Genomic DNA, 20,883 nt, shown 5'->3' on the forward strand with positions numbered 1-20,883 from the left:
TTCGGTCGGTCGGGTGCGACGGCAGCCGTCTTTCGGGTCAGCCATGTTGCAAGGCGCGGCGACGCTGATTCAGCAGAAACGGCCGGTCGATCTGCGCCGCATAGCCTTCGATCACGGCAGCGGGAATGCCGGCTGCGGCGAAGTGGGACTGCCATGCGTCCACTGCGCGGGCGACCCGTGCCATCTCGGCCTTGGCCTGCGCCGTTGTCAACCCATACGCTTTGGACCCGGACGCCGCATTATCCAGCGTGGACGACGCGCCGTCCTCGCCCAGTTCCTCAACGGCTTCACCCTTCAGAATTTGTTGGGTGAGCTGATGGAGCCGATCGACATCGGCCAGGGTGGGCAACGCCCCGTGGTGATGCGGCTGGTAGGCCGTTGCCGATGACGACACACCCAGTGCCCCGAATCGGTCGTCGCCCGCAAAGAACAGATAGTCGAGCAAGGCAAGACGGGGTGGCTTGTCGAGCAGGCGGATGACGCGCTCGCCCCAACGATCGGGGCGAGCGTCATCGACTGCGCCAGCCGCCTTCTCCTTTTCGATCGGCAAGTGTTCGATATCGATCAGCGGCAGATCTTCGCTCAATGGGAAACCTTGCTTCAACCACGAATCGGCATACCGCAGGCTGACGCCTCGCGATTGGACCAGCAAGCGGAGTTCGCCCACCGGAAGCGGTGCAGAGGGCAGTCCGAGATACCACAGAAAGCGCGAGTCGGCGGCTTGCAAAGATGCCATCATGACGTCTTCGGTTTATCGCGGCCAAGCCGTGCTTGGACCGATGCCGCGGTGCGAACCGCCCGCCGCCGGGTAGCGGCTCGAATGTCGAGTTCGAGTGCGCCAACGTCGTCGACGGGGTTGGCCAGATCGGCCAACTGATTCGATCGACCCATCATCCAGAGCGCGGTGGCATAGATACCCATGCTTACACCGGGATCACCGCGCTCCATACGAACGAGTGTTGGCACCGAGATGCCGGTGCGTTCCGCCCACTGGCGCTGCGATTCCTTGCGGCGAACGCGAGCCAGCGCAAGATATTCACCCAGGCGGGCCAGGGAACTGGCAACCTGGGGAGGCAGCGTGGACACACTCTGGGAGGCTCTGGACATACATAAACTTTATCGTTCTACCCACAAACGAGCAAGTTTATGTTGCTTCGACGCCCTACCGGCCCTACAGCTCCAGCTGCTTCCAGATCCCCAGCGTCGCGTCGGCTGAATTCATGGTGTAGAAGTGCAGGCCGGGTGCGCCGCTGTCCAGCAGGGTCTGGCACAGCTCGACCATGACGTCCTGGCCGAACGCACGGATCGACGCCTTGTCGTCACCATAGGACGCCAGGCGCAGGCGGATCCAGCGGGGGATTTCGGCGCCGCACATGTCCGAAAAGCGAGCCAGCTGGCTGTAGTTCGTAATCGGCATGATGCCGGGCACGATGGGCGCCAGCACGCCCTTGGCCGTCGCGCGGTCCAGGAAATCGAAATACGCGTCGGCATTGAAGAAGTATTGGGTAATGGCGCCATTGGCGCCGGCGTTGATCTTGTTCACGAAGTGCGTCAGATCGGCGTCGGGGCCAGCCGCCTGGGGATGCATTTCCGGATAGGCGGCGACTTCGATGTGGAACCAGTCGCCGCTTTCTTCGCGGATGAAACGCACCAGGTCGCTGGCGTACCGCAGTTCGCCCATATCGCCCATGCCCGAAGGCATGTCGCCGCGCAGCGCCACCAGGCGGCGGATGCCGGCCTTGCGGTAGCTGGTCAGCGTTTCGCTCAGGCTGTCCTGCGTCGAACCCACGCAGGACAGGTGGGGCGCCACTTCGTAGCCGAGGCCCTGCAGGGTACGCACCGTGTTGAGCGTGCCTTCACGGGTGGAGCCCCTGCGCCGAATGTCACGCTGACATAGCTGGGGCCGACGGCGTACAGCTGCTTGGCGGTACGGACGAGCCGTTCCTGGGCGGCGTTGTCACGCGGCGGAAAGAACTCCAGGCTGATGGCAGCGGGAGCCTCTGCCTGGGCGGCAGAGTTCGGGGATGAGACGTCGGAGATCACGAAGGGCGCCTGAGAAATAAGGGAAGAGCCAGCAAGCGGGGATCAGCCGGGAACGATGGCCGACAGCAGCCCGGAAATCAGGCTATACAGCAGTGCGCCGATCACGGCCCACCAGAACCCATTGACCTGGAAGCCCTTGAGGATGGATCCGGCGAACCAGAACAGCAGGGCATTGAGCACGATCAGGAACAGACCCAGCGTCAGGATGGTGATGGGCAGCGTGAGCAGCACCAGCAGCGGTTTGACGAGCATGTTCAACAGGCCGAGCACGAGCGCGGCGATCAGCGCCGAGCCGAAGCTCGCCACGGTAATGCCGGGCAGCAGGTACGCGACGACAAGCAGGGCAACCGCATTCAACAACCAGACAAGCAGCAGGGTCATGGCAAGGGCCTTCTAGGTGGGTGACCCCGGCGCGTGCGCGCCGGGGCGGGTGGTAAGCCGTGACGGCCGATCGGACGGGCGATCAGTAGCGATAGGTTTCCGGCTTGTACGGGCCGGCGACCGGGACGTTGATATACGACGCCTGGTCATCACGCAGTTCGCTGAGCATCGCGCCGAGCTTCTTCAGGTGCAGACGCGCCACCTTTTCGTCCAGGTGCTTGGGCAGCACATAGACCTGGCCCGACGTGTACTTGTCGTTGTGACGCCAGAGTTCGATCTGGGCGATCGTCTGGTTGGCGAACGACGACGACATGACGAATGACGGGTGGCCCGTGGCGCAGCCCAGGTTCACCAGGCGGCCCTGCGCGAGCAGGATGATGCGCTTGCCGTCAGGGAAAATGATGTGGTCGACCTGCGGCTTGATCTCTTCCCAGGTGTACTGCTTGAGCGACGCGACATCGATTTCATTGTCGAAGTGGCCGATGTTGCAGACGATGGCCTGGTCTTTCATGGCCTTGGCGTGTTCGTGCGTGATCACGTGGTAGTTGCCGGTCGCGGTCACGAAGATGTCGGCCTTGTCGGCGGCATATTCCATGGTGACGACCTTGAAACCTTCCATCGCGGCCTGCAGGGCGCAGATCGGGTCGATCTCGGTCACCCACACTTGCGCGCTCAGGGCACGCATGGCCTGGGCGCAGCCCTTGCCCACGTCGCCGTAGCCGCAGATCACGGCGACCTTGCCGGCGATCATGACGTCGGTGGCGCGCTTGATGCCGTCGACCAGCGATTCACGGCAGCCGTACAGGTTGTCGAACTTGGACTTGGTGACGGAGTCGTTCACGTTGATGGCCGCAAAGGCCAGTTCGCCCTTTTGCGACATCTGGTACAGGCGGTGCACGCCAGTGGTGGTTTCTTCGGTCACGCCGCGCACCTGCGCCAGGCGGGTCGAATACCACTTAGGATCGCGCTTGAGCTGTTCCTTGATCGATGCGTACAGGAATTCCTCTTCTTCGCTGGTCGGCTTGTCGAGGATGGACGCATCGCTTTCGGCGCGCGTGCCCAGGTGCAGCAGCAAGGTGGCGTCGCCGCCGTCGTCCAGGATCATGTTGGCCTGGCCTTCACCCGGCCATTCGAAAATCTTGTGGGTGTATTCCCAGTATTGCGCCAGGGACTCGCCCTTGACGGCGAACACGGGCGTGCCGCTGTCGGCAATCGCGGCGGCGGCGTGATCCTGGGTCGAATAGATGTTGCACGAGGCCCAGCGCACGTCGGCGCCCAGGGCCTTGAGCGTTTCGATCAGCACGGCGGTCTGGATGGTCATGTGCAGGCTGCCGGCGATGCGGGCACCCTTGAGCGGCTGCTGCGCGGCGAATTCGTCGCGGATGGCCATCAGGCCAGGCATTTCGGTTTCGGCGATGCTGATTTCGCGGCGGCCCCAGCCGGCCAGGCCGATGTCGGCAATGATGTAGTCGTTGGTCTTGATGTTTTGGACAGCGTTCATGGAAGCTCCAATGAACCTGCGCATCGGGAAGGAGGAGGGGAGACCTGACATCTGCTCACCATACCGCCCGCGTGTTGCAGGATATGGGTGAGCGCCGTTGCGGCAGACCACGCCGGCAAGGACGCCGGGGTCTGTTCGATTCCTGAGCCTGGCGGATGGACCCGTCGCAACGCTCCTCAGGAGGCAAGATTGTAGCCGGTCCGGGCGCCAATTGCAGCCCCTTGCGTGTCCGATGCGCGGTCCCACGGCGGGGGCAGTGGCCGCAAGGGATCCGCGGCCACCTGGGCATGCAGCAATTCGCGGGCAATCTGTTCCCAACTGTGACACAGCGCCTCCTGGCGGACGGCGGCGCGGTCCAGTTTGAGGGCATCCAGGCAGGCCACCCGCAAGTCGTTCGACAGCACGCCGGTCAGGCGGGGCCGCAGCACAGCGCGGGGCGCGGCATCCGGAAAGGCCGCCACCGGCGTGCCGCAGGCCATCGACTCCAGCATGACCAGCCCGAAGGTATCGGTGCGGCTGGGGAACACGAACACGTCGGCCGACCGGTAAAAAGGCGCCAGGGCTGAATGCGGCTGGCTGCCCAGGAAGATGGCGTCGGGAAAGGTCCGGCGCAGCCGCGCTTCATCCGGGCCGCCGCCCACCACGACCTTGGTGCCGGGCAGGTCGAGCGACAGAAACGCATCCAGATTCTTTTCCCTGGCGACCCGCCCAATGCTCAGGAAAATGGGGCGCCGGTAGGGCAGCGCGTCCCGCTCGCCGGGCGCGAACTGAACGGTGTCCACCCCCGCGCCCACACCTGCAATTGGCCCAGTCCCCGCCGCGCCAGCAGGTCGCGCACGGTAGGCGTGGGCACCAGCACCCTTTGCGATGGCTGGTGGAACCACTTCATGAACTTCCAGGTGAGGCCGACTGGCACGCCCAGGCGCGCCGTCAGGTAATCGGGAAACAGGGTGTGGAAGCCGGTCGTGAAACGCCAGCCGCGTTGCTTCGCCAGCCTGCGCGCCGCCAGGCCCAGCGGCCCTTCGGTGGCGATGTGCAGCGAATCGGGCAGGCGGCCGTCCAGCACACGCAGCAGGTGGCGCATCGGTTCGATGCACAGGCGTACGTCGGGTTCGGACGGCGCGGCGATCGTGCGGCTGCCCTGGGGGCTGACGATCACGACCTCGTGTCCCCACGCCGTCAGCGTCTTGACCATATAGGTCCAGGTATGGACCACACCGTTGACTTGGGGATGCCAGGCATCCGTGACGAGGACGATGCGCATGCGGGCGGCTACCAGGATGGGGTGGCGTCATTTGGCCCGCGGCCGATGACAGGGCCAAGACAGGCAGCCGTCTTTCGCAGCGTGCCGCAGTGGCCCGCATCCGGCCTGGACGACCCGCCATCCGCTTGCGACCCCGCGGCGATAGAATGGACGGGGTTATCAAAGCGCGTCGCTTTCCTGTATTGGCTTCGGCACATCCTGCATGCCTTCCTTTCCCCCTGTCGAAGCGGTCGTCCGCGCTGTCACCTTGCTGGAATGCCTGAATAGGCATCCCGTCTCCAGCATCGCGCAACTGCACTTCCAGACCGAAATTCCCAAGCCGTCGCTGGTCCGCCTGCTCCAGACCCTGGAAGGCATGGGCTACGTGCGCCGCGGGCCCAAAGCTGGCGGCTACATGCTGACGTCGAAGGTGCAATTGCTAGCCTGCGGCTACCACAGCCAGCCGCGTCTGGTCGAAGTGGTGGCGCCTTTGCTGGATGCCGTTACCGAAGCCATCAAATGGCCCGCCGCGCTGGCCGTACCCAGCAATGGCGCCGCGGTGATCTGCTACAGCACCATCCCGAACTCGCCGCTGGCGCTGCTCCACAACAGCATCGACATGCGCCTGAGCCTGTTCACGCGCGCGCTGGGGCGGGCCTATCTGGCGTTCTGCGATGACGACGAACGGGAAGCCCTGATCTCGATGGCCGACGTGGTCGACAACCCCGAAAACGCGGCATTGCAGGACCGGCGGTCCCTGGACGCAACGCTGGAAATGATCCGCCGGCAAGGGTATGCGCTGCGCGACCCCAAGGTGCGGCCCGTGTCAAAAACGGTGGCGGTGCCGCTGTTCGATGGCCAGGGCGTGGTCGGCAGCATCGGCATCACGTGGTTCACGTCAACCATGAGTGACGAGGAAGGCGTGAAGCGGTACCTGGGCCTGCTGCAGGATGTGGCGGCAGAGGCCAAGGCGGCGTTGACCGCGCCTGGCCAGTCCGACGGCGCGTGATGCCTCGCAGTCGCCGAGCACGCCGTGGCGGGTGGCGCGACCGGGCGGGGCGGCGTGTGCGAGGTGGCGTCAGTGAGGTGGCGTAAGTCAGGGCGTTTGACTGCCAGATGCGGTGCCAGGCGCGGCATAGTCGCCGGAATTGGCTACCCACCCGTTGGCGATGAAGTCGGCGCGCGGTGGCGAGAACACGTCGATCAGCAAGTGCCGGCCGGGCCCCACGCCTTCGCTGGTGTGGATGATCTGCACGGGCACCACCATCAACGACGGCGACCCGAGCTTCACGTGACGGTCGTCCTGCCATGCATCTGCATCCGGTCCCCATTCCACCCGCAGGTGATGTTCGAAGTCCCCCGCCAAGGCCAACGATCCCTGCTCGAATGACGTGTGCGAATGCGGGCTGAGCGCCTGCCGGTTACGCGGGCCGTCATACTCGACCCAGTTGATCGACAGCGTCGCGCTCTGCAGCATCTTCAGGCGCGGTTTGTCGGGGGACGCGGACACCTGGTCGATGGGCAGCATGCGGATGCGGTCGGCGTCGCGCACGGGGCGGTAGGGCGCGCCGACGGGGACGATGCGGGGATCGGGATCGGCGTAGGCGTCTTCGTTCAGGGCGCCAGCATCGTGGCCGGCCGGCAATGACGACAGCACGACACAGGTCGCGCCCGGCGCAAGCTGAAGCGTCCACGCGCCTGGGGGAAGCAGGCAGATGTTGCGCGGCGCAGCCTCGGCGCGTTGGCCTTCGCCGGCGATCGCCACGGCGGCGTCGAGCACCAGAACCATGAGCTCGAACATCGAATCGATGTGTGTGTGAGCGCCCTCTGTACCGGCACGAGTCCAGTTGACGGCGAAGTTCTGGCCGCGGCCGGTCCATTGCCCTATGCCGTCAGGGATGGCTGCATTCAAAGCAGCCCCATTGCGGGTCGGGTCCAGCAAGCTGGGTTGACGGACTGCATCGGGCGTGGATAGGGGCATGGTGGTCCTGGTCGGAAAACGAGAAAGGGTACGGATCAAACAGGGGCAAGCATCAGGTAGGAGCAAGCATCAGATGGGGGCAAGATCAGCCAAGCACACGGATCAAGAGAGCTTCAGCGAAGCGCGAAGCCGAACAATCGCGCCGGGGTCTCGCCCAATACTTTACGGCGGTCCGCCTCGTCCGGAAACCAGCGGACCAGCGCCTGCAACAGCGTAGCGTGATCGATGCGCTGGGGGGCGTGCAGATAGGGCCAGTCCGACCCCCAGATGCACCGGCCGGGCGTGAATGCGTCGATCAATGCGTGGACATAAGGGTCGACATCCTCGAAAGGATATCCCTGCTTCGAAAAGCGGAACACGCTGGCGAGCTTGATGACGGCCTCGCCTTCGCGGCCGAGTTCGAGCAGGGCCTTGAAACCCGGCTGGTCCAGGCCGGCCGACAGTTCGGGGCGGCCGCAGTGGTCGATCACGATCGGCAGGCGCGCGCGGCGCAGCACCGGCAGCGCATCGATCAAGGTCGTGCCTTCATAGTGCACCTGGGCAAACCAGCCCAGGTCGCGCGCAATGGCCAGCGAGCGCTGGGCTTCGGGAACGAACAAGGACGGACTGGCCGGAAAGTTCAGGTTGAACCGCAGGCCGACGACGCCTGCGTCCGCCATCTGGCGGAATCCGGCCTCGGGCGTATCGTGCGCAACGACGGCCACGCCTTTGAAGCGACCCTTGAAGCGCGTCAGCGTGCTCGTCAGGCAACGGTTGTCGGTGCCGTAACCGCCCAGCGGATTGATCAGGACGCCGTGGCTGAAACCCTGCGCGTCGAGCACGCATGCGAACTGATCGGCGGTGCCGATTTCATTGGGCAGCGGATCAAATCCACTGCTGTGATGCAAAGGGTGACGCGCCAGGTCGTACACATGCGCGTGGCAGTCGATCCGCCAGGTCGTTGCGGATGTCAACGATGCGCCGGCCGGGAGGGCCGAAGGCAGGGAATGCATGGCAGGGTCCTCCTTCAAGTCGTGATCGCGGACATCATGGCGCCGAATCGCGTCGTCTCGTCGGCCAGCATGCGGGCCAGCGCGTCGGCCGGCATCAGGTTCACCCGCGTGCGCACGCCTTCCATGGCCTTACTGTACGACGGGTCGCTGGCTGCGTCGTGGAATGCGCGCGCCAGGGTCGCGACCACGTCCGCTGGGGTGCCCCTGGGGGCATAGATGGCGAAATGGGTCGAGACGTCCAGATCGATGCCCACTTCGGCCAATGAAGGAATGTCGGGCGCCAGGGGAAAGCGGTTCTTGCCGACCACTGCGATCCGGTGAATCGCTTTGGACTCGATTTGCGGCATGAGGGTGCTGGGCGCGCCGATTACCGCTTCCAGGTGACCGCCAAGCAGTCCCTGGATGGCGGTCGCGATGCCCGAATACGGAATGTGAGTGACGCTGCTGCCAAGCGCGCGGGCCAGGGCTTCCATTCCCAGATGCGGCGAGGTGCTGATGCCCGGCGACCCATAGGTCAGCACGCCCGGCTTCTGCTTGATGAAGTCGATCAAACCGGGCAGGTCGGTAATCGATGATCCTTTGCGGGTCGCAATGATGTACGGCACCGTCACCAGATTGATGATCGGAATGAAATCCGCAAGCACCGGCGCGGCGGGCTGCACGCGTGGCGCGATCGACATCAGGCCCGACCCGCAAAACAGCAGCGTGTAGCCATCGGGCGCGCTGCGTTTGACGCGTGCCGCGCCCACCGTGCCGCCCGCGCCGTTGACGGATTCGATCACGAGCCGGATGCCATGCGCCTGTTCAAGCGCCTGTTGCAGCGGGCGCAGATACGTATCGGCGCCGCCCACCGCGTAGGGCACGATGGCCAGCACCGGGCGGGCCGGATAGGCGCTGGCTGCCCGCGCGGCGCGCCACGTCAGCGGCAGGGCGGAGCATGCAGCGGCGATCGCAAAGGTACGTCTTTTCATGGCTGTCGTCCTGACGATCAGTTAAGGGTGATGCGGCCTTTGTCGACCACGCGCTTCCATCGTTCGAACTCGACCCGCGTCATGTCGCGATAGGCGGCCGGCGTGGACGTCAAGGCGGTCCCGCCGATCCTGGCCATCTCGGCCTGCATCTCGGGTCGGGCGACCGCGTGGCGTACCGCTTCCACGATGCGGGCCTGCACCTCGGAGGCAATGCCCTTAGGGCCGACGATGCCGTAGTTGGCATCCATCAGGACGCCCGGAAACCCAAGTTCCGCCGTCGTCGGGACATTCGGCAGGCCCGGCACGCGGCGGTCGCTGACCACGGCCAGGATCTTGAGCCGGCCGCTTGCAGCCAGGGGAATCACGGGCAGCAGATCCACCATCATCATCTGCACGTCGCCCGCCATCAGCGCGGCAAGGGCCGGGGCTGCGCCCTTATACGGGACGTGCACGAGATCGATCTTCGCTTCCTGTTTGAACAGCTCGGCGCCAAGATGCGGAGTGGTGCCGGCGCCGGCCGAGCCGTAGTTCATCGTGCCCGGATGTTGCCTGGCCTGCTCGATCAGGGCTGCCAGGGTGTCGATGCCCGACTGGCTGCGCACGACGATGACGGACGGCGTGCGCGCGGCGAGCGTCAGATACCCGACGTCATCCGGGGCGTAGGGCAGCTTCATCAGGTTGGGCATGCCCGCGATCGGGCCCGGCGCGACCAGCGCAAGCGTGTAGCCATCGGGTTCGGCTTGCAGTGCCTGACTCAGTCCGATGGTGCCGCCCGCGCCGGCGCGGTTGTCCACGACCACCGGTTTGCCCAGCGCCTCGCCCGCGAACCGCGCCACCAGCCTGCCGATGATGTCGGTCGGGCCGCCGGGTGCGTACGGGACGATCAGGCGCAGCGGCCGGGTCGGCCAAGTATCGGCCTCGGCGGCCGCGGCGGTGGCGGTGGCGGGCAGTGAAGCCAGCGCAAGGGCCGCAAGGGCCACCATGCCAAGGCGGCCCGCAGCGCCCATGCGGCCCATGCGGCCTATGCGGCGCATGCGGCCCGTAAGACCCACGTCGCCCGCATGCTCCGGGACGCCCGCCAAGCCGGCTCGTGATGCCCCGCGCGGCGTCATGACGGCAGCCCCGGCCGCAGCACTTCGTGCAATACCGACGTATCGATCAGGGGCGCCAGCTGGGCAGGGGTGCGTGGTGCGCGGCCGGTTTCCTTTGCCACCCAGACATCTTCGTCGACCATGGTGTCGAGCAGGTTGGACAGCAAGGTGCCGGGGTAGGTGTTGTGCGGCCAGGCCCGTTCGACGGACGGCGGGTCAAGGCGCGCGGCCTTGGCCACGAGCGTGATCGCCTCGCGGGGATCGCGCCGGATCTGCTCTGACGCGATCATCAAGGACCGTACCAGCGAAACGATCTTCGGGCGCAATACGGGATCGGCCAGATTGCCGCGTGTGCTGTACAGACTGAATTGCTCGCGATAGGCGGCGGCATCAAAGAACGAGATTGCGTCCGCACCCAATGCGTCGGCGCAGCGTTGCATTTCGGGTTCCCAGATGGTGACCGCGTCGATCAGCCCGGTAAGCAGGGCGTCCTTCATCATCGCCAACGGGCGCGCGGTCCCCGACACGAACGGCTCGATGCGGACCTCATCGTCGTTCACGCCCACGCTGTTCAACATGCGGTGCAGGTAGTAGGCCGACGAGGTCTTGGGCATGGTGCCGATACGTTTGCCCCGCAGGTCCGCCAGCGACGCGATGCCGGCAGATCTGCGCGCGATGATGCGGTAGACGCCTTCAGAGATCGTGAAGATGATGCGCAGGTCCGGGTTGTCGAGCGAATACCGCAAGCCTTGCGTTTCGGAGTTGGTGGCGACATGGGACCGTCCGCTTGCCTTCAAATTCGGCAGGTCGCCTTGTTTGTCGAACAGGCTCAGGATGCCGCCCTGCGCGATCTCGATCCGTCCGGCTTCGCGCGTGGCGCCCGCCAGTAGCACCGGCGCGAATTCCAGCGTGTCGAGATTGCCAAAGACTTTCAGCGGCGCCGTGTCCGCGGCAGCAAGCGGCAACGAAGCGTCCGCCGTGGCAGGCGCGGCGCATCCATGCAACAGCGTGCCAAGGCCGAAGACGGCGCCCAGGCCCAGGACCTCGCGGCGGGTTGCGACGGGTTGGGCAGGAATCGGCAGTGCAGGAACGTGGGGCACGGGAGGGGGCTGCATGACTGTCCTCATTCCATGATGGTGGCGGCAATGGGCTCGACTATCGGACGCCATTTGTCCGTCTCGGTACGCATCAGTGTCTTCAAGGCGTCCGGCGTGCCGCCGATGGCGCGCATGGCGTACACGTCCAGCTGCTTGCGGCCTTCGGGGCTGGCCAGGAACGCGTTGGTCGCGGCGTTCACCTTCTGCACGATGTCGGCAGGCAGGCCCTTCGGGCCGGCCAGTCCGTACCACCCGGTCGCATTGACGTCGATGCCCAGTTCCTGAAGCGTAGGCACGGCAGGCAGACTGGCCGAGCGCTGCGGACCCAGTACCGCCAGGGGCTTCAGCTTGCTTGCCGTGATGTGCTGAAGGTAGGTTGGGACAAGATCGAAGCTGAGGTTGACGACGCCGGCAAGCAGGTCATTGAGCGCCCCCGCCGATCCCTTGTAGGGCACGTGCACAAGAGATGTCCCGGTGGCCCGTTGCATGAGCATCGCCGCCAGATGCCCCATTGACCCATTGCCGCCTGTCGAGTAGGACACCTTGCCCGGATTGGCGCGCAGGTAGTCAAGCAATTGCTTCACGTCATTGGCGGGGAACGATGGGTGCGCGGCCAGCAGCAGCGGCACGTCGGCCAGCAGGGAAATCGGTGTGAAATCGGTCAGCGGGTCGAACGGCGTATTGCGGTACAGCAGCTTGTTGATGGACAACGGGCCGGTGGTCGAGAAGAACAGGGTGTAGCCATCGGGCGCTGCCGTCGTGACAGCGGTGGCCCCCAGGTTGCCGTTGGCGCCGCCCCGGTTTTCGACGATGAACGGCTGACCAAAGCGCTCGTGCAGCGTCTGCGCCAGCAGGCGCGCCAGCGCGTCGGTGGACCCACCGGCAGCAAAGGGAACGACGAGCCGGACGCGCTGCGTCGGCCACGCCGCGGCGGCCGCGCGCGCGCCGGCGTGAAACAGTCCGCCCGCGCCAAGCGACGCGCCCGCCGCCAGCCACCGCAGCGCTTTGCGCCGGCCCGGATTGTCCGTGCGATCAAGGGTCATGCGCCCTGTCTCCTTGTCTTGTTCTTGCTTTGTTGAATCGATGGTAATGAGCGATCGAAGCAGTCGTGTGCAGCCCGACGCGGGATTTCGCTCAACGAAACCCCGTCGTGCCCGATCAGAAGAAGTGCGTGATGCCCACGTCGATGACACGCGACGCGCCATTCAACGCAACGCCGGTATAGGCGCCGCCGCCATCCGACGCGCCGTAGTTCGATGCATGCCGGTTCTTCAGCCGGGTCAGGCCACCGTAGAGCGTCGTGCGTTTGGACAGGGTGTGCCGATAGACCACGCTCCAGATGTCGGCATCGAAGTTGGATACCGTCCGATCGTCGTAGCGCTTGTAGGACCCGGACACCGTATCGGCACCCAGATTCACGGTGCCGCCAACCATGTAGCTGTTGAACCGGCGGCTCCAGATGCTCGATGCGCTGGCGGGTGCGGCGGCGCTGCGCGTGCCTTCCCATCCGCCGAACTGGCCCGCAGCGGCGAGCGAGAACGTGCCGAAGTCGTACCGCGCGGCAAGGGTGGTGGCGCGGTCGTCGCCGGTGTCGGCGGCGTTGCCCACCTTGGCGTAGGTCATGCCCGCGAGCAGGTTTTCACTGCGGTAGGTGACGCCCAGCCCTTTGGTGTCGCCGCCGCGCGACGGCAGCGGCGCGATCTGTTCGCCAGGCGCGTACAGCACCCGTGCGTTGAAGCCGGCGTACGTCGGGCTCTGATAGCTGATGGTGTTGTCGGTCCGGCCGCCGGCCGTGCCGGGCGAGCCGGACCAGAGCGTGGCGATGACCGATCCGATCCCCAGCCGCATGGGGTCGATGGCGGTCAGCAGATCGAACGCCGGCGCATAGGCGCGGCCCGCTTCGATCGCCCCGAACTTGCCGCTCAAGCCCACGATGGCCTTGCGGCCGAACAGCCGGCCGTTCTGCGCGAGGACGCCCGTGTCGATGCCGAACCCGCTTTCAAGCTGGAAGTACGCCTTGTACCCATCGCCCAGGTCCTCGGTGCCGCGCAAGCCGAAGCGCGAGCCGAAACTGCAGCCCCCGCCATTGATCTGGAAGTTCGAGCCCGCATTGCCGTTGTGCATGGCAAGGCAGGCGTCCGCGACGCCGTACAGGGTCAGGCTGGCGGTCGATGCCGCCGTCTGTGCGTGGGCGGCCGGCGCCATCAGCGTCGCGGCGGTAGCGAGCAGGGCCAGCCGGATGCGGGCGGTGTCCTGAGTCATCGTGTCTCCTCTCGTTCGTGACTTCTTGCGGTCGTGGCTTCTTGTGAAGGCGAGCGGAGTCTAGGAGGGAGGCGCACCTGGCGCAACGGATCGTTTTGCCCTTTCCGAGTGCCGGAATATTGCGTGCCGACAGACGAAAAAAGCCCCACGGCGTGGGGCTGTTGGTGGCAGAGCAAGCAGCAAGACGTCAACCGCCCGCGCGCACGAAGGGGGAACGCATCTCGACAATCTCGCCCACCGTGGCGTACTGGAAACCTCCAAGCCGGGTCAGCGGCCGCGCCTTGACGGTATCGAAGCGGCCGTCTGCATCCACGCAGTCTTCACGCAAATGCAGACCGACGACGCGGCCGAAAATAACGGTGCTTGGCGTTTCACCCGGATAGTCGGGTGCGATATCCACCCGCTGGATCATGCGGCATTCCAGGCTGGCCGGAGACGCGGCCACCCGGGGCGGCCTGACATGCGTAGACGGCGCCTTTTCCAGGGCGGCGTGCTCGAATTCGTCCGTCCCGTGGGGTAGCGGCGTCGACGTCAGATTCATGGCCTCGCGCAGGTCCCACGACACCAGGTTCACGACGAACTCGCCGATCGCGATCACGTTGGCGATGGTGTCTTTCTGTTCTCGGTCTTCGGGTGTGTTGCACGCGAACATGACTACGGGCGGCGCGGTCGACACCAGGTTGAATTGCGAGAATGGCGCAAGATTGACGCGCCCATCCAGGGCCATGGTGCTGATCCAGCCAATCGGGCGGGGCGCCACGATAGCGTTGAAGATCGAACGCTTGAAGCCGGGGTAGGTCAGGGGGTCGATGAACATGGTCGCGGGAAGAAGATGGGCAAGGGTGAAAGTGCGTGTCCGCAGGCGTCAGCCCGTGGTCGGCGTTTCATCGCGGAACTGGGGAAAGACGCGGCGGGACGCGTAACGCCACGTTCCATCCGCCTGCTTGAGAACGACCTCTTCGACCAGCGCCAGCATGATCGCCGGCCGCGAGGGCAGCACCGGCACGCCATCGGCGGCATACAGATTCAGAATGTACTGGCAGCGCACGCGGGTGTCGGACTCGGGCTCGATGCGAAAGTTCTGGACCACATGCAGCGACACGCGCGCGCCGCGGTCGCGGCGCCGTTCATAGAAGGCCTCGATGGCCGCGCGGCCCCGGTACTCGCGCACGCTGGACGCGAATACGGCGTCTTCGACATAGTAGCTGGCGGCCTTGCCCCGCCGGCAATGTCGACTTCGTGCCAGAAGTCGATGGTCAGGGCTTCAAGTTCGTAACGCAGTAACAGCAGTTCAGTCTTGGTCATGGCGAGGCCGGTAGAAAAGGTTGGGCGTATCGAAGGCGATACGGTGGCGGGCGACGGGATCGGGCACCCAGGTGTTCAGGTCGTTCAGGACTTGCGTATAGCTGACTTGCGTTTCAAAGGCGGCGAAGGGCCAGTCGCTGCCCCACATCAGGCGTTCGGGCCCTGCGTGTTCGAGCAGGGTGCTGGCCGCTTGCAGGACGAGTGCGTCCGATCCAAGGCGAAACGCGGAGGACAGCTTCACCCACGTGCGTCCGCCGGCAATGGATCGCAGCAGGCGCTGGAAGCCTTTGCCGCCGATGCCGTCTTCCAGGTCCGGACGACCGAAATGATCGACAACGACCTTGACGCCGGCGGCTTCGAGCCCGGGCAGATAGTCGGGAAGACGGCGCGCGTCATCATGCAATTGCACGTGCCAGCCAAGGTCTGCGATGTGACGCAGCAGGGCGCGGTATTCCGGTGAGGCGAAGTCCGGTACTCGCGCCACGTTGCGCAACTGGAAACGCACGCCCACGGCGCCGCGGCGGTCCATGTCCTGAAGGACGTTCAGGGGGAGTCGGGCGCGACGATGACCGTGGTCCTGAGCTGCCGGGAGCGATCGCACGCCGCCAATGGATAGTCATTGTTGGTGCCCGAAATGCTCGCGCCGGCCAGCACGCCGGACTCGACGCCGTGTTCATCCAGCGTGCGCAGATACTGCTGCGGATCGGCTTCGGCAACGGGGCGGTGCCAGGCGCCTTCGGCCAGCGGCATTGTCATGCTGAAGACGTGGGCATGCGTGTCGATGATCCTTGGCGCGGGCGGTGGCGGGGTCATGCAGTCGTCTCCCTACGTTCGGTTTGCCTGGGTCCTTCCAGCCGCGATCTTACGGAGCGCCGACCGGATTGCGCCTGTGACGACGGTCGATTTCGCTCAGCGAAAACATTTCGCACGATCGGATGGCCGCGGCCATGGCGTTCCTATACTCGACAAAAAAGGAGACCGCCGTATGCGCTCGACATCATGCGAAACCACCGCCGTCAGGTCTGTCATTCGCGCGATCGATCTGTTGCGGACCTTGAACCAGCGATCGATCTCCACGATCGACATGCTGCATTGCCAGACGCGGCTGCCCAAGGCCACCATCATGCGGATGATGCGCACGCTGGAAGAATGCGGACTGGTCAAGCACGCCCCGCAGCACGGCGCCTATTACCTGACGTCCGGCGTGCTGGCGCTCAGCCACGGCTATCACAGCGAGCCGCTGGTGGTGGAAGCGGCCACGCCCTGCATGGATGAACTGACCCGGCGCATCAAGTGGCCGGTAGCGGTGGCGATGCTCGACGAACTGTCGATGGTCGTCCGGTACAGCACCATTCCGCTGTCGCCGCTGGCTTTGCGTCATTCGACGCTCAACGTGTGCCTGAGTCTGGCCAGCCGCGCTATCGGCCGGGCCTATCTGGCGCATTGTTCCGTCGAACAGCAGGACGCGCTTATTGCCGCGCTGGCGTCATCCGACCGTGACGAAGATGCGCTGGCCAAGGATGCCGCCGCGATGCGGGACGTTCTGGACGACGTGCGGGCAAAAGGCTTTGCGACCCGGGATACCCGGTTCTGGCCCGCCACCAACACGATTGCAGTGCCCGTGTTCGATCGGGACGGCGTCGCCTGTGCGCTTGGCATGACCTACTTCGCATCGACCATGACACCCGAGCAAGCCATCACCCGCCATCTTGACGACCTGCAAGGGGCGGCGGCCGATATCGGCGCGCGCCTGCAGGCCATGCAGGCCACCGCGGCCCGGCCTGCGATTTGAACTTGCCTACAGGATGTTTCCATGACCCCCACCCCTGATGATTGCGTCCGTTTCCAGCCCTTCATCGACATGATCGCCGGGCATGCTGCGGCCATGCCGGCACATGTCGCCTTCAGGGTGGAAGACAGGACGTTGACGTGGCAAACGCTGTTTGATCGGGCGCGCAGCGTCGCTCGCGCACTGATGGCAAGTGGTGTGCGACCGGGCGATCGTGTCGCCCTGCTTGGCCCGCCGTCGCTGGCCTATGTGGCGTGCTTGTTCGGCATCGTGACAGCGCGGGCGTGCGTGGTGCCTTTGCCGGCATCGGCCAGTGCCGACACGTTGGTCACGATGCTGGCGGACTGCGATGCCCGAATGCTGTTCGTGGATCCGGCCGTGGGGGACCTGCTGATGGCAAGCTCCGTTGATGCGGCGGCGTCAACGCGATGCACCCCTGTCCGGTTCGGCGACGAGGGAGTCCAAGCCGCCGAGTTCGCCGCCTGGCACGACCAGCCGACGGACGATCTGCCGTTGCCTGTCGCGCTGGCTGACGATGCCTTCAACATCATCTACAGTTCGGGCACCACCGGCACGCCGAAGGGCATCGTGCACCTGCACGGCATGCGCCAGCGGCAGGCGCAGCGCAATGGTTTCGGATTCGGACCGCACAGCCGGGCGCTGCTGTCGACGCCCATGTATTCGAATACGACGTTGACGCCCTTGCTCGGTTCACTGGCGCATGGCGGCGAGTGCCTTCTGATGCGCAAGTTCGATGCGGCGCGTTTCCTGGCGCTTGCCAGCCAGTTCCGGGCGACCCACACCATGCTGGTGCCGATCCAGTACAAGCGGCTGCTGGCCCATCCGGACTTTGCCACCTCCGACCTGTCGGCGTTCGAATTGAGCCAGTCCACGGGCGCGCCGATGGACCCTGCACTGAAGCGCGACATCCTGGATCGTTGGCCGGGCCGCTTTCTTGAAGTCTATGGCATGACCGAAGGCGGCGTGTCCTGCTTTCTTGACGGCCGCGCCCATCCCGACAAGCTGCGCACCGTAGGCGTGCCGGTGTACGACACCGATATTCTGCTGATCGATGAAGCGGGCCAGCGCATTCCTGGCAACGCCGGGAATGCCGCCGCGCCCCAGGTGGGCGAGATCGTTGGCCGGTCCCCGTTCATGATGGCGGAGTATCACAACCGGCCCGAAGGAACGGCGGCCATCCGTTGGTACGACCAACAGGGGCGCATGTTCCATCGCACCGGCGACATCGGGCATATCGATGCCGACGGATTCGTGACGCTGCTGGACCGCAGCAAGGACGTGATCATCTCGGGCGGCAACAACATCTATGCCGCGGATCTGGAAGCCGTGCTGCTACGGCACGAGGGCGTTCAGGATTGCGCCGTCATTGGCGTTCCCAGTGTGCAGTGGGATGAAACGCCGCTTGCGCTGGTCGTGTTGCGTCCGGGCACGCGTATCGACGAAGCCACCTTGCGCGACTGGGTCAACGCCAGACTGGGCAAGACCCAACGCGTATCGATGGTGGAGTTTCGCAATGATCTGCCGCGTTCCGAACTGGGCAAGCTTTCCAAGAAAGCCCTGCGAGCGCCCTACTGGGCCAAGGCTGGCGCATGAAGCGATGGAGCGCCTGCCGCCGCATGGGCGGGATTCATCGTGCCGTCACGGACGCCGCCGAGGATAGCCCTGCGCGCGGATCCTTTCCCACACCGCCTGCTTTTCCTCGTCGGTCATGAACACCCAGTTGGACACTTCCATGGCCGTCCTTCCGCACCCCCTGCAGATGTCATCGAAGAGGGTGGAACACACGGCCACGCACGGAGAGTCCGTGGCCGTGAAGGAAGCGGAGCTGACGGTTCTTGTGAAGTCGTTGTCGTTGGAAGCCATGGAATCCAGAAAGGGTGACGCTTAGCCGCCGGCGGCGGCGCGCAGCGCGGCGGCCTTGTCGGTCGCTTCCCAGCTGAACTCCGGTTCCGACCGGCCGAAGTGGCCGTAGGCCGCCGACTTGGTGTAGATCGGGCGCAGCAGGTCCAGCATGGCGACGATGCCCTTCGGACGCAGATCGAAATGTTCACGCACCAGGGCAACGATCTGGTCATCGGAGATCACGCCGGTGCCGTTGGTGTCCACGGTGATGTTGATCGGGGCGGCCACGCCAATGGCGTAGCTGACCTGAATCTGGCATTGCGTGGCCAGGCCGGCCGCCACCACGTTCTTGGCGACGTAGCGCGCGGCGTAGGCGGCCGAGCGGTCGACCTTGGAAGGGTCCTTGCCCGAGAATGCGCCGCCACCGTGCGGGCACGCGCCGCCGTAGGTGTCGACGATGATCTTGCGGCCGGTCAGGCCGGCGTCGCCTTGCGGGCCGCCGATCACGAAACGTCCGGTCGGGTTGACCAGATATTTGGTGTTCGCGGTCAGCATGCCGTCCGGAAAGCTTTTCTTGATGATCTCTTCGATCACGGCTTCGCGGATGGTTTCCTGCGACACCTCCGGTGCGTGCTGAGTCGAGAGCACCACGGTGTGCACTTCGACCGGCTTGCCATCGACATAGCGGAAGGTGACCTGCGACTTGGCGTCCGGACGCAGCCAGGACAGGCGGCCATCCTTGCGCAGTTCGCTCTGGCGCTGCACCAGGCGGTGCGCGTACCAGATCGGCGCGGGCATCAGGTCGGGGGTTTCGGAGCAGGCGAAACCGAACATCAGGCCCTGGTCGCCGGCGCCCTGGTTCAGGTAGTCGTCGGACGCGCGGTCCACGCCCTGGGCGATGTCGGGGGATTGCTTGTCGTAGGCCACCAGCACGGCGCAGCCCTTGTAGTCGATGCCGTAGTCGGTGTTGTCGTAGCCGATGCGCTTGATGGTGTCGCGCGCGACCTGGATGTAGTCGACGTTGGCGCGGCTGGTGATCTCACCCGCCAGCACGACCAGACCGGTGTTGCACAGCGTTTCGGCGGCGACCCGCGACGTGGGGTCCTGTTCCAGCAGCGCGTCCAGGATCGCATCGGAGATCTGGTCGGCGACCTTGTCCGGATGCCCTTCGGAAACGGATTCAGAGGTGAAAAGGTAGTCTTTGTTGGCCACTCGATGGTCCTTTTATCAACTTGCCGGGAGTCTGCAACCGGCCCGGCATATCGGTTATGCGGCGCGTTGCACGGCAGGGTCAAGACCTTGTACGAGCAGCGACGCTTTAGCGGAATGTGGCGATCGCGCAAGCGCAACCGCCCGATCGCCCCGCAAGTTGTCGTGTTAACTCGGCGATCACTGTCATTTTAGGGGAAAATCGGGGATGGGGCCGCAGTGGCCCTACCGTCCTGTCGGTCTTGCCTGGCCGGCACGGCGCCCGTTTTCTCTATTTCGAGTCCGATGCTTACATTTTATCGACTGCTGGCCTGGCTGCCGCTTTCCTGGCTCCATTTCCTGGGGCGCCGCCTGGGCCTTCTGGTGTACCGGCTGTCGCCGACCTACGCCTCGCGCCTGCGCGAAAACGCCGCGCTCGCGGGCTATACAGGCGAAAAGTTCGCCCGCGCCTCGGCCGCGTCGGCAGGGGAAGGCGCCCTGGAGGTCCCGAAGTGCTGGTTCCGGCCCGACGAATCGCTGGCCAAGGTCCAGGCCGAAGGATGGGACGACGTGGCGGCGGCCATTGCCGAAGGCAAAGGCATTCTGTTCATGACGCCGCACGTCGGCTGCTTCGAAATCGCCGCAAGGTACTACGCGCATCGGGGTGGGCCATTGACGGTGCTGTATCGTCCGCCGCGCAAGCAATGGCTGTCAACACTGGTCGAAGCCGGACGCAAAGGCCCCAATCTGGACACGGCGCCCGCCAATCTGCAAGGAGTGCGACGATTGGTAAGGGCGTTGCGCAAGGGCGACGCGATCGGCATCCTGCCCGATCAGGTTCCGGGCAATGGCGAAGGCGTATGGGCGCCGTTCTTTGGACGTGACGCCTTTTCGATGGTGCTGCCCGGCCGGCTGGCCACGCAGACCGGGGCTGCGGTGGTGCTGGCGGCAGGTGAACGCCTGAAGGGCGGGAAGGGCTGGCGCGTGCATTTCGTGCGGCTGCCGGGCCCGGTACCGGAAGGCACCGAAGCGCAGGCAGCCTGGGTCAATGCCGCCATGGAACGGATCATCCGCCGCGTGCCCGAGCAGTACCTGTGGGGCTACAACCGGTACAAAAAGCCCCGCGCAGCCGAAGCGGCGGACGCGGCGGCGGTGGAAGCTCCGTAGAAGACTGCT

21 protein-coding genes, 2 pseudogenes and 1 riboswitch are annotated in these 20,883 nt (G+C 65.2%); of the genes and pseudogenes, 4 read left to right on the plus strand and 19 right to left on the minus strand.

Annotated elements, in window-relative coordinates; genetic code table 11:
• Positions 1–37 precede the first annotated feature (37 nt).
• The 6 genes and pseudogenes from ACNANG_RS14540 to ACNANG_RS14565 all read right to left on the minus strand — a co-directional run bounded on the left by ACNANG_RS14540 (position 38) and on the right by ACNANG_RS14565 (position 5,189).
• Entirely contained in the window at positions 38–739 is a 702-nt protein-coding gene (locus tag ACNANG_RS14540) for a HipA N-terminal domain-containing protein (protein ID WP_420223569.1), read from the minus strand.
• Positions 736–1,107 carry a helix-turn-helix domain-containing protein gene (locus tag ACNANG_RS14545; protein ID WP_420223570.1) on the minus strand — a complete coding sequence of 124 codons (372 nt, stop codon included), beginning with the start codon at positions 1,105–1,107 and terminating at the stop codon, positions 736–738. The genes ACNANG_RS14540 and ACNANG_RS14545 overlap by 4 nt, the downstream gene beginning before the upstream one ends.
• A 64-nt stretch (positions 1,108–1,171) precedes the next feature.
• A pseudogene (metF, locus tag ACNANG_RS14550) lies at positions 1,172–2,043 on the minus strand (methylenetetrahydrofolate reductase [NAD(P)H]).
• A 42-nt stretch (positions 2,044–2,085) separates the two neighbouring features.
• Positions 2,086–2,424 carry a phage holin family protein gene (locus ACNANG_RS14555; RefSeq protein WP_179583693.1) on the minus strand — a complete coding sequence of 113 codons (339 nt, stop codon included), beginning with the start codon at positions 2,422–2,424 and terminating at the stop codon, positions 2,086–2,088.
• Between the two features lie 82 nt (positions 2,425–2,506).
• Entirely contained in the window at positions 2,507–3,925 is a 1,419-nt protein-coding gene (gene ahcY / locus ACNANG_RS14560; protein WP_420223571.1) for an adenosylhomocysteinase, read from the minus strand.
• 82 nt (positions 3,926–4,007) lie between these two features.
• Positions 4,008–4,109: riboswitch (S-adenosyl-L-homocysteine riboswitch) on the minus strand.
• Positions 4,102–5,189: pseudogene (locus ACNANG_RS14565) on the minus strand (glycosyltransferase family 4 protein). Its footprint overlaps the riboswitch before it by 8 nt.
• Positions 5,190–5,391: 202 nt before the next feature.
• Here ACNANG_RS14565 and ACNANG_RS14570 point away from each other — a divergent pair.
• On the plus strand, positions 5,392–6,177 hold the full coding sequence (locus tag ACNANG_RS14570; protein WP_420223572.1) for a DNA-binding transcriptional regulator: 786 nt from the start codon (positions 5,392–5,394) through the stop codon (positions 6,175–6,177).
• 87 nt (positions 6,178–6,264) lie between these two features.
• On the opposite strand, the gene ACNANG_RS14575 is transcribed toward ACNANG_RS14570, so the two are convergent.
• From ACNANG_RS14575 to ACNANG_RS14625, 11 genes are all read right to left on the minus strand, one after another.
• Complete coding sequence (locus tag ACNANG_RS14575; RefSeq protein WP_420223573.1) at positions 6,265–7,149, minus strand: hypothetical protein; 885 nt, start codon at positions 7,147–7,149, stop codon at positions 6,265–6,267.
• Positions 7,150–7,262: 113 nt separating this feature from the next.
• Complete coding sequence (locus ACNANG_RS14580) at positions 7,263–8,141, minus strand: amidohydrolase family protein (RefSeq protein WP_420223574.1); 879 nt, start codon at positions 8,139–8,141, stop codon at positions 7,263–7,265.
• 14 nt (positions 8,142–8,155) lie between these two features.
• Positions 8,156–9,112: a Bug family tripartite tricarboxylate transporter substrate binding protein gene (locus ACNANG_RS14585; protein WP_420223575.1), complete on the minus strand. Its 957-nt coding sequence runs from the start codon at positions 9,110–9,112 to the stop codon at positions 8,156–8,158.
• Between the two features lie 17 nt (positions 9,113–9,129).
• Positions 9,130–10,194: a tripartite tricarboxylate transporter substrate binding protein gene (locus ACNANG_RS14590; protein ID WP_420223576.1), complete on the minus strand. Its 1,065-nt coding sequence runs from the start codon at positions 10,192–10,194 to the stop codon at positions 9,130–9,132.
• Positions 10,195–10,220: 26 nt separating this feature from the next.
• The gene (locus ACNANG_RS14595; RefSeq protein WP_420223577.1) at positions 10,221–11,318 is read right to left on the minus strand and encodes an ABC transporter substrate-binding protein; all 1,098 of its coding nucleotides are present in this window, start codon (positions 11,316–11,318) and stop codon (positions 10,221–10,223) included.
• Positions 11,319–11,326: 8 nt separating this feature from the next.
• Entirely contained in the window at positions 11,327–12,343 is a 1,017-nt protein-coding gene (locus tag ACNANG_RS14600; protein ID WP_420223578.1) for a Bug family tripartite tricarboxylate transporter substrate binding protein, read from the minus strand.
• Between the two features lie 115 nt (positions 12,344–12,458).
• Entirely contained in the window at positions 12,459–13,562 is a 1,104-nt protein-coding gene (locus ACNANG_RS14605) for a porin (protein WP_420223579.1), read from the minus strand.
• 187 nt (positions 13,563–13,749) lie between these two features.
• Positions 13,750–14,379 carry a flavin reductase family protein gene (locus ACNANG_RS14610; RefSeq protein WP_420223580.1) on the minus strand — a complete coding sequence of 210 codons (630 nt, stop codon included), beginning with the start codon at positions 14,377–14,379 and terminating at the stop codon, positions 13,750–13,752.
• 48 nt (positions 14,380–14,427) lie between these two features.
• A complete protein-coding gene (locus ACNANG_RS14615; RefSeq protein WP_420223581.1) occupies positions 14,428–14,733 on the minus strand; it encodes a nuclear transport factor 2 family protein in 306 nt (101 codons plus the stop codon).
• Positions 14,734–14,853: 120 nt separating this feature from the next.
• Entirely contained in the window at positions 14,854–15,396 is a 543-nt protein-coding gene (locus ACNANG_RS14620; RefSeq protein WP_420223582.1) for an amidohydrolase family protein, read from the minus strand.
• A gap of 14 nt (positions 15,397–15,410) precedes the next feature.
• On the minus strand, positions 15,411–15,680 hold the full coding sequence (locus tag ACNANG_RS14625; protein ID WP_420223583.1) for a hypothetical protein: 270 nt from the start codon (positions 15,678–15,680) through the stop codon (positions 15,411–15,413).
• A gap of 172 nt (positions 15,681–15,852) precedes the next feature.
• Here ACNANG_RS14625 and ACNANG_RS14630 point away from each other — a divergent pair, with 172 nt between their 5' ends.
• A complete protein-coding gene (locus ACNANG_RS14630) occupies positions 15,853–16,659 on the plus strand; it encodes a DNA-binding transcriptional regulator (protein ID WP_420223584.1) in 807 nt (268 codons plus the stop codon).
• 21 nt (positions 16,660–16,680) lie between these two features.
• Complete coding sequence (locus ACNANG_RS14635; RefSeq protein ID WP_420223585.1) at positions 16,681–18,270, plus strand: class I adenylate-forming enzyme family protein; 1,590 nt, start codon at positions 16,681–16,683, stop codon at positions 18,268–18,270.
• 45 nt (positions 18,271–18,315) lie between these two features.
• Here the strand turns inward: ACNANG_RS14635 and ACNANG_RS14640 are convergent, their stop codons facing one another.
• Positions 18,316–18,540: a DUF1289 domain-containing protein gene (locus ACNANG_RS14640; protein ID WP_420223586.1), complete on the minus strand. Its 225-nt coding sequence runs from the start codon at positions 18,538–18,540 to the stop codon at positions 18,316–18,318.
• Positions 18,541–18,561: 21 nt separating this feature from the next.
• Entirely contained in the window at positions 18,562–19,731 is a 1,170-nt protein-coding gene (gene metK, locus ACNANG_RS14645; RefSeq protein WP_420223587.1) for a methionine adenosyltransferase, read from the minus strand.
• 282 nt (positions 19,732–20,013) lie between these two features.
• On the opposite strand from metK, the gene ACNANG_RS14650 reads away from it, so the two are divergent.
• A complete protein-coding gene (locus tag ACNANG_RS14650) occupies positions 20,014–20,874 on the plus strand; it encodes a lysophospholipid acyltransferase family protein (protein ID WP_420223588.1) in 861 nt (286 codons plus the stop codon).
• The last annotated feature ends 9 nt before the right edge of the window (positions 20,875–20,883 follow it).

The organism is Pigmentiphaga litoralis (genome assembly GCF_048632615.1).
In the GTDB taxonomy this organism is placed as follows: Bacteria; Pseudomonadota; Gammaproteobacteria; order Burkholderiales; family Burkholderiaceae_B; genus Pigmentiphaga; species Pigmentiphaga litoralis_B.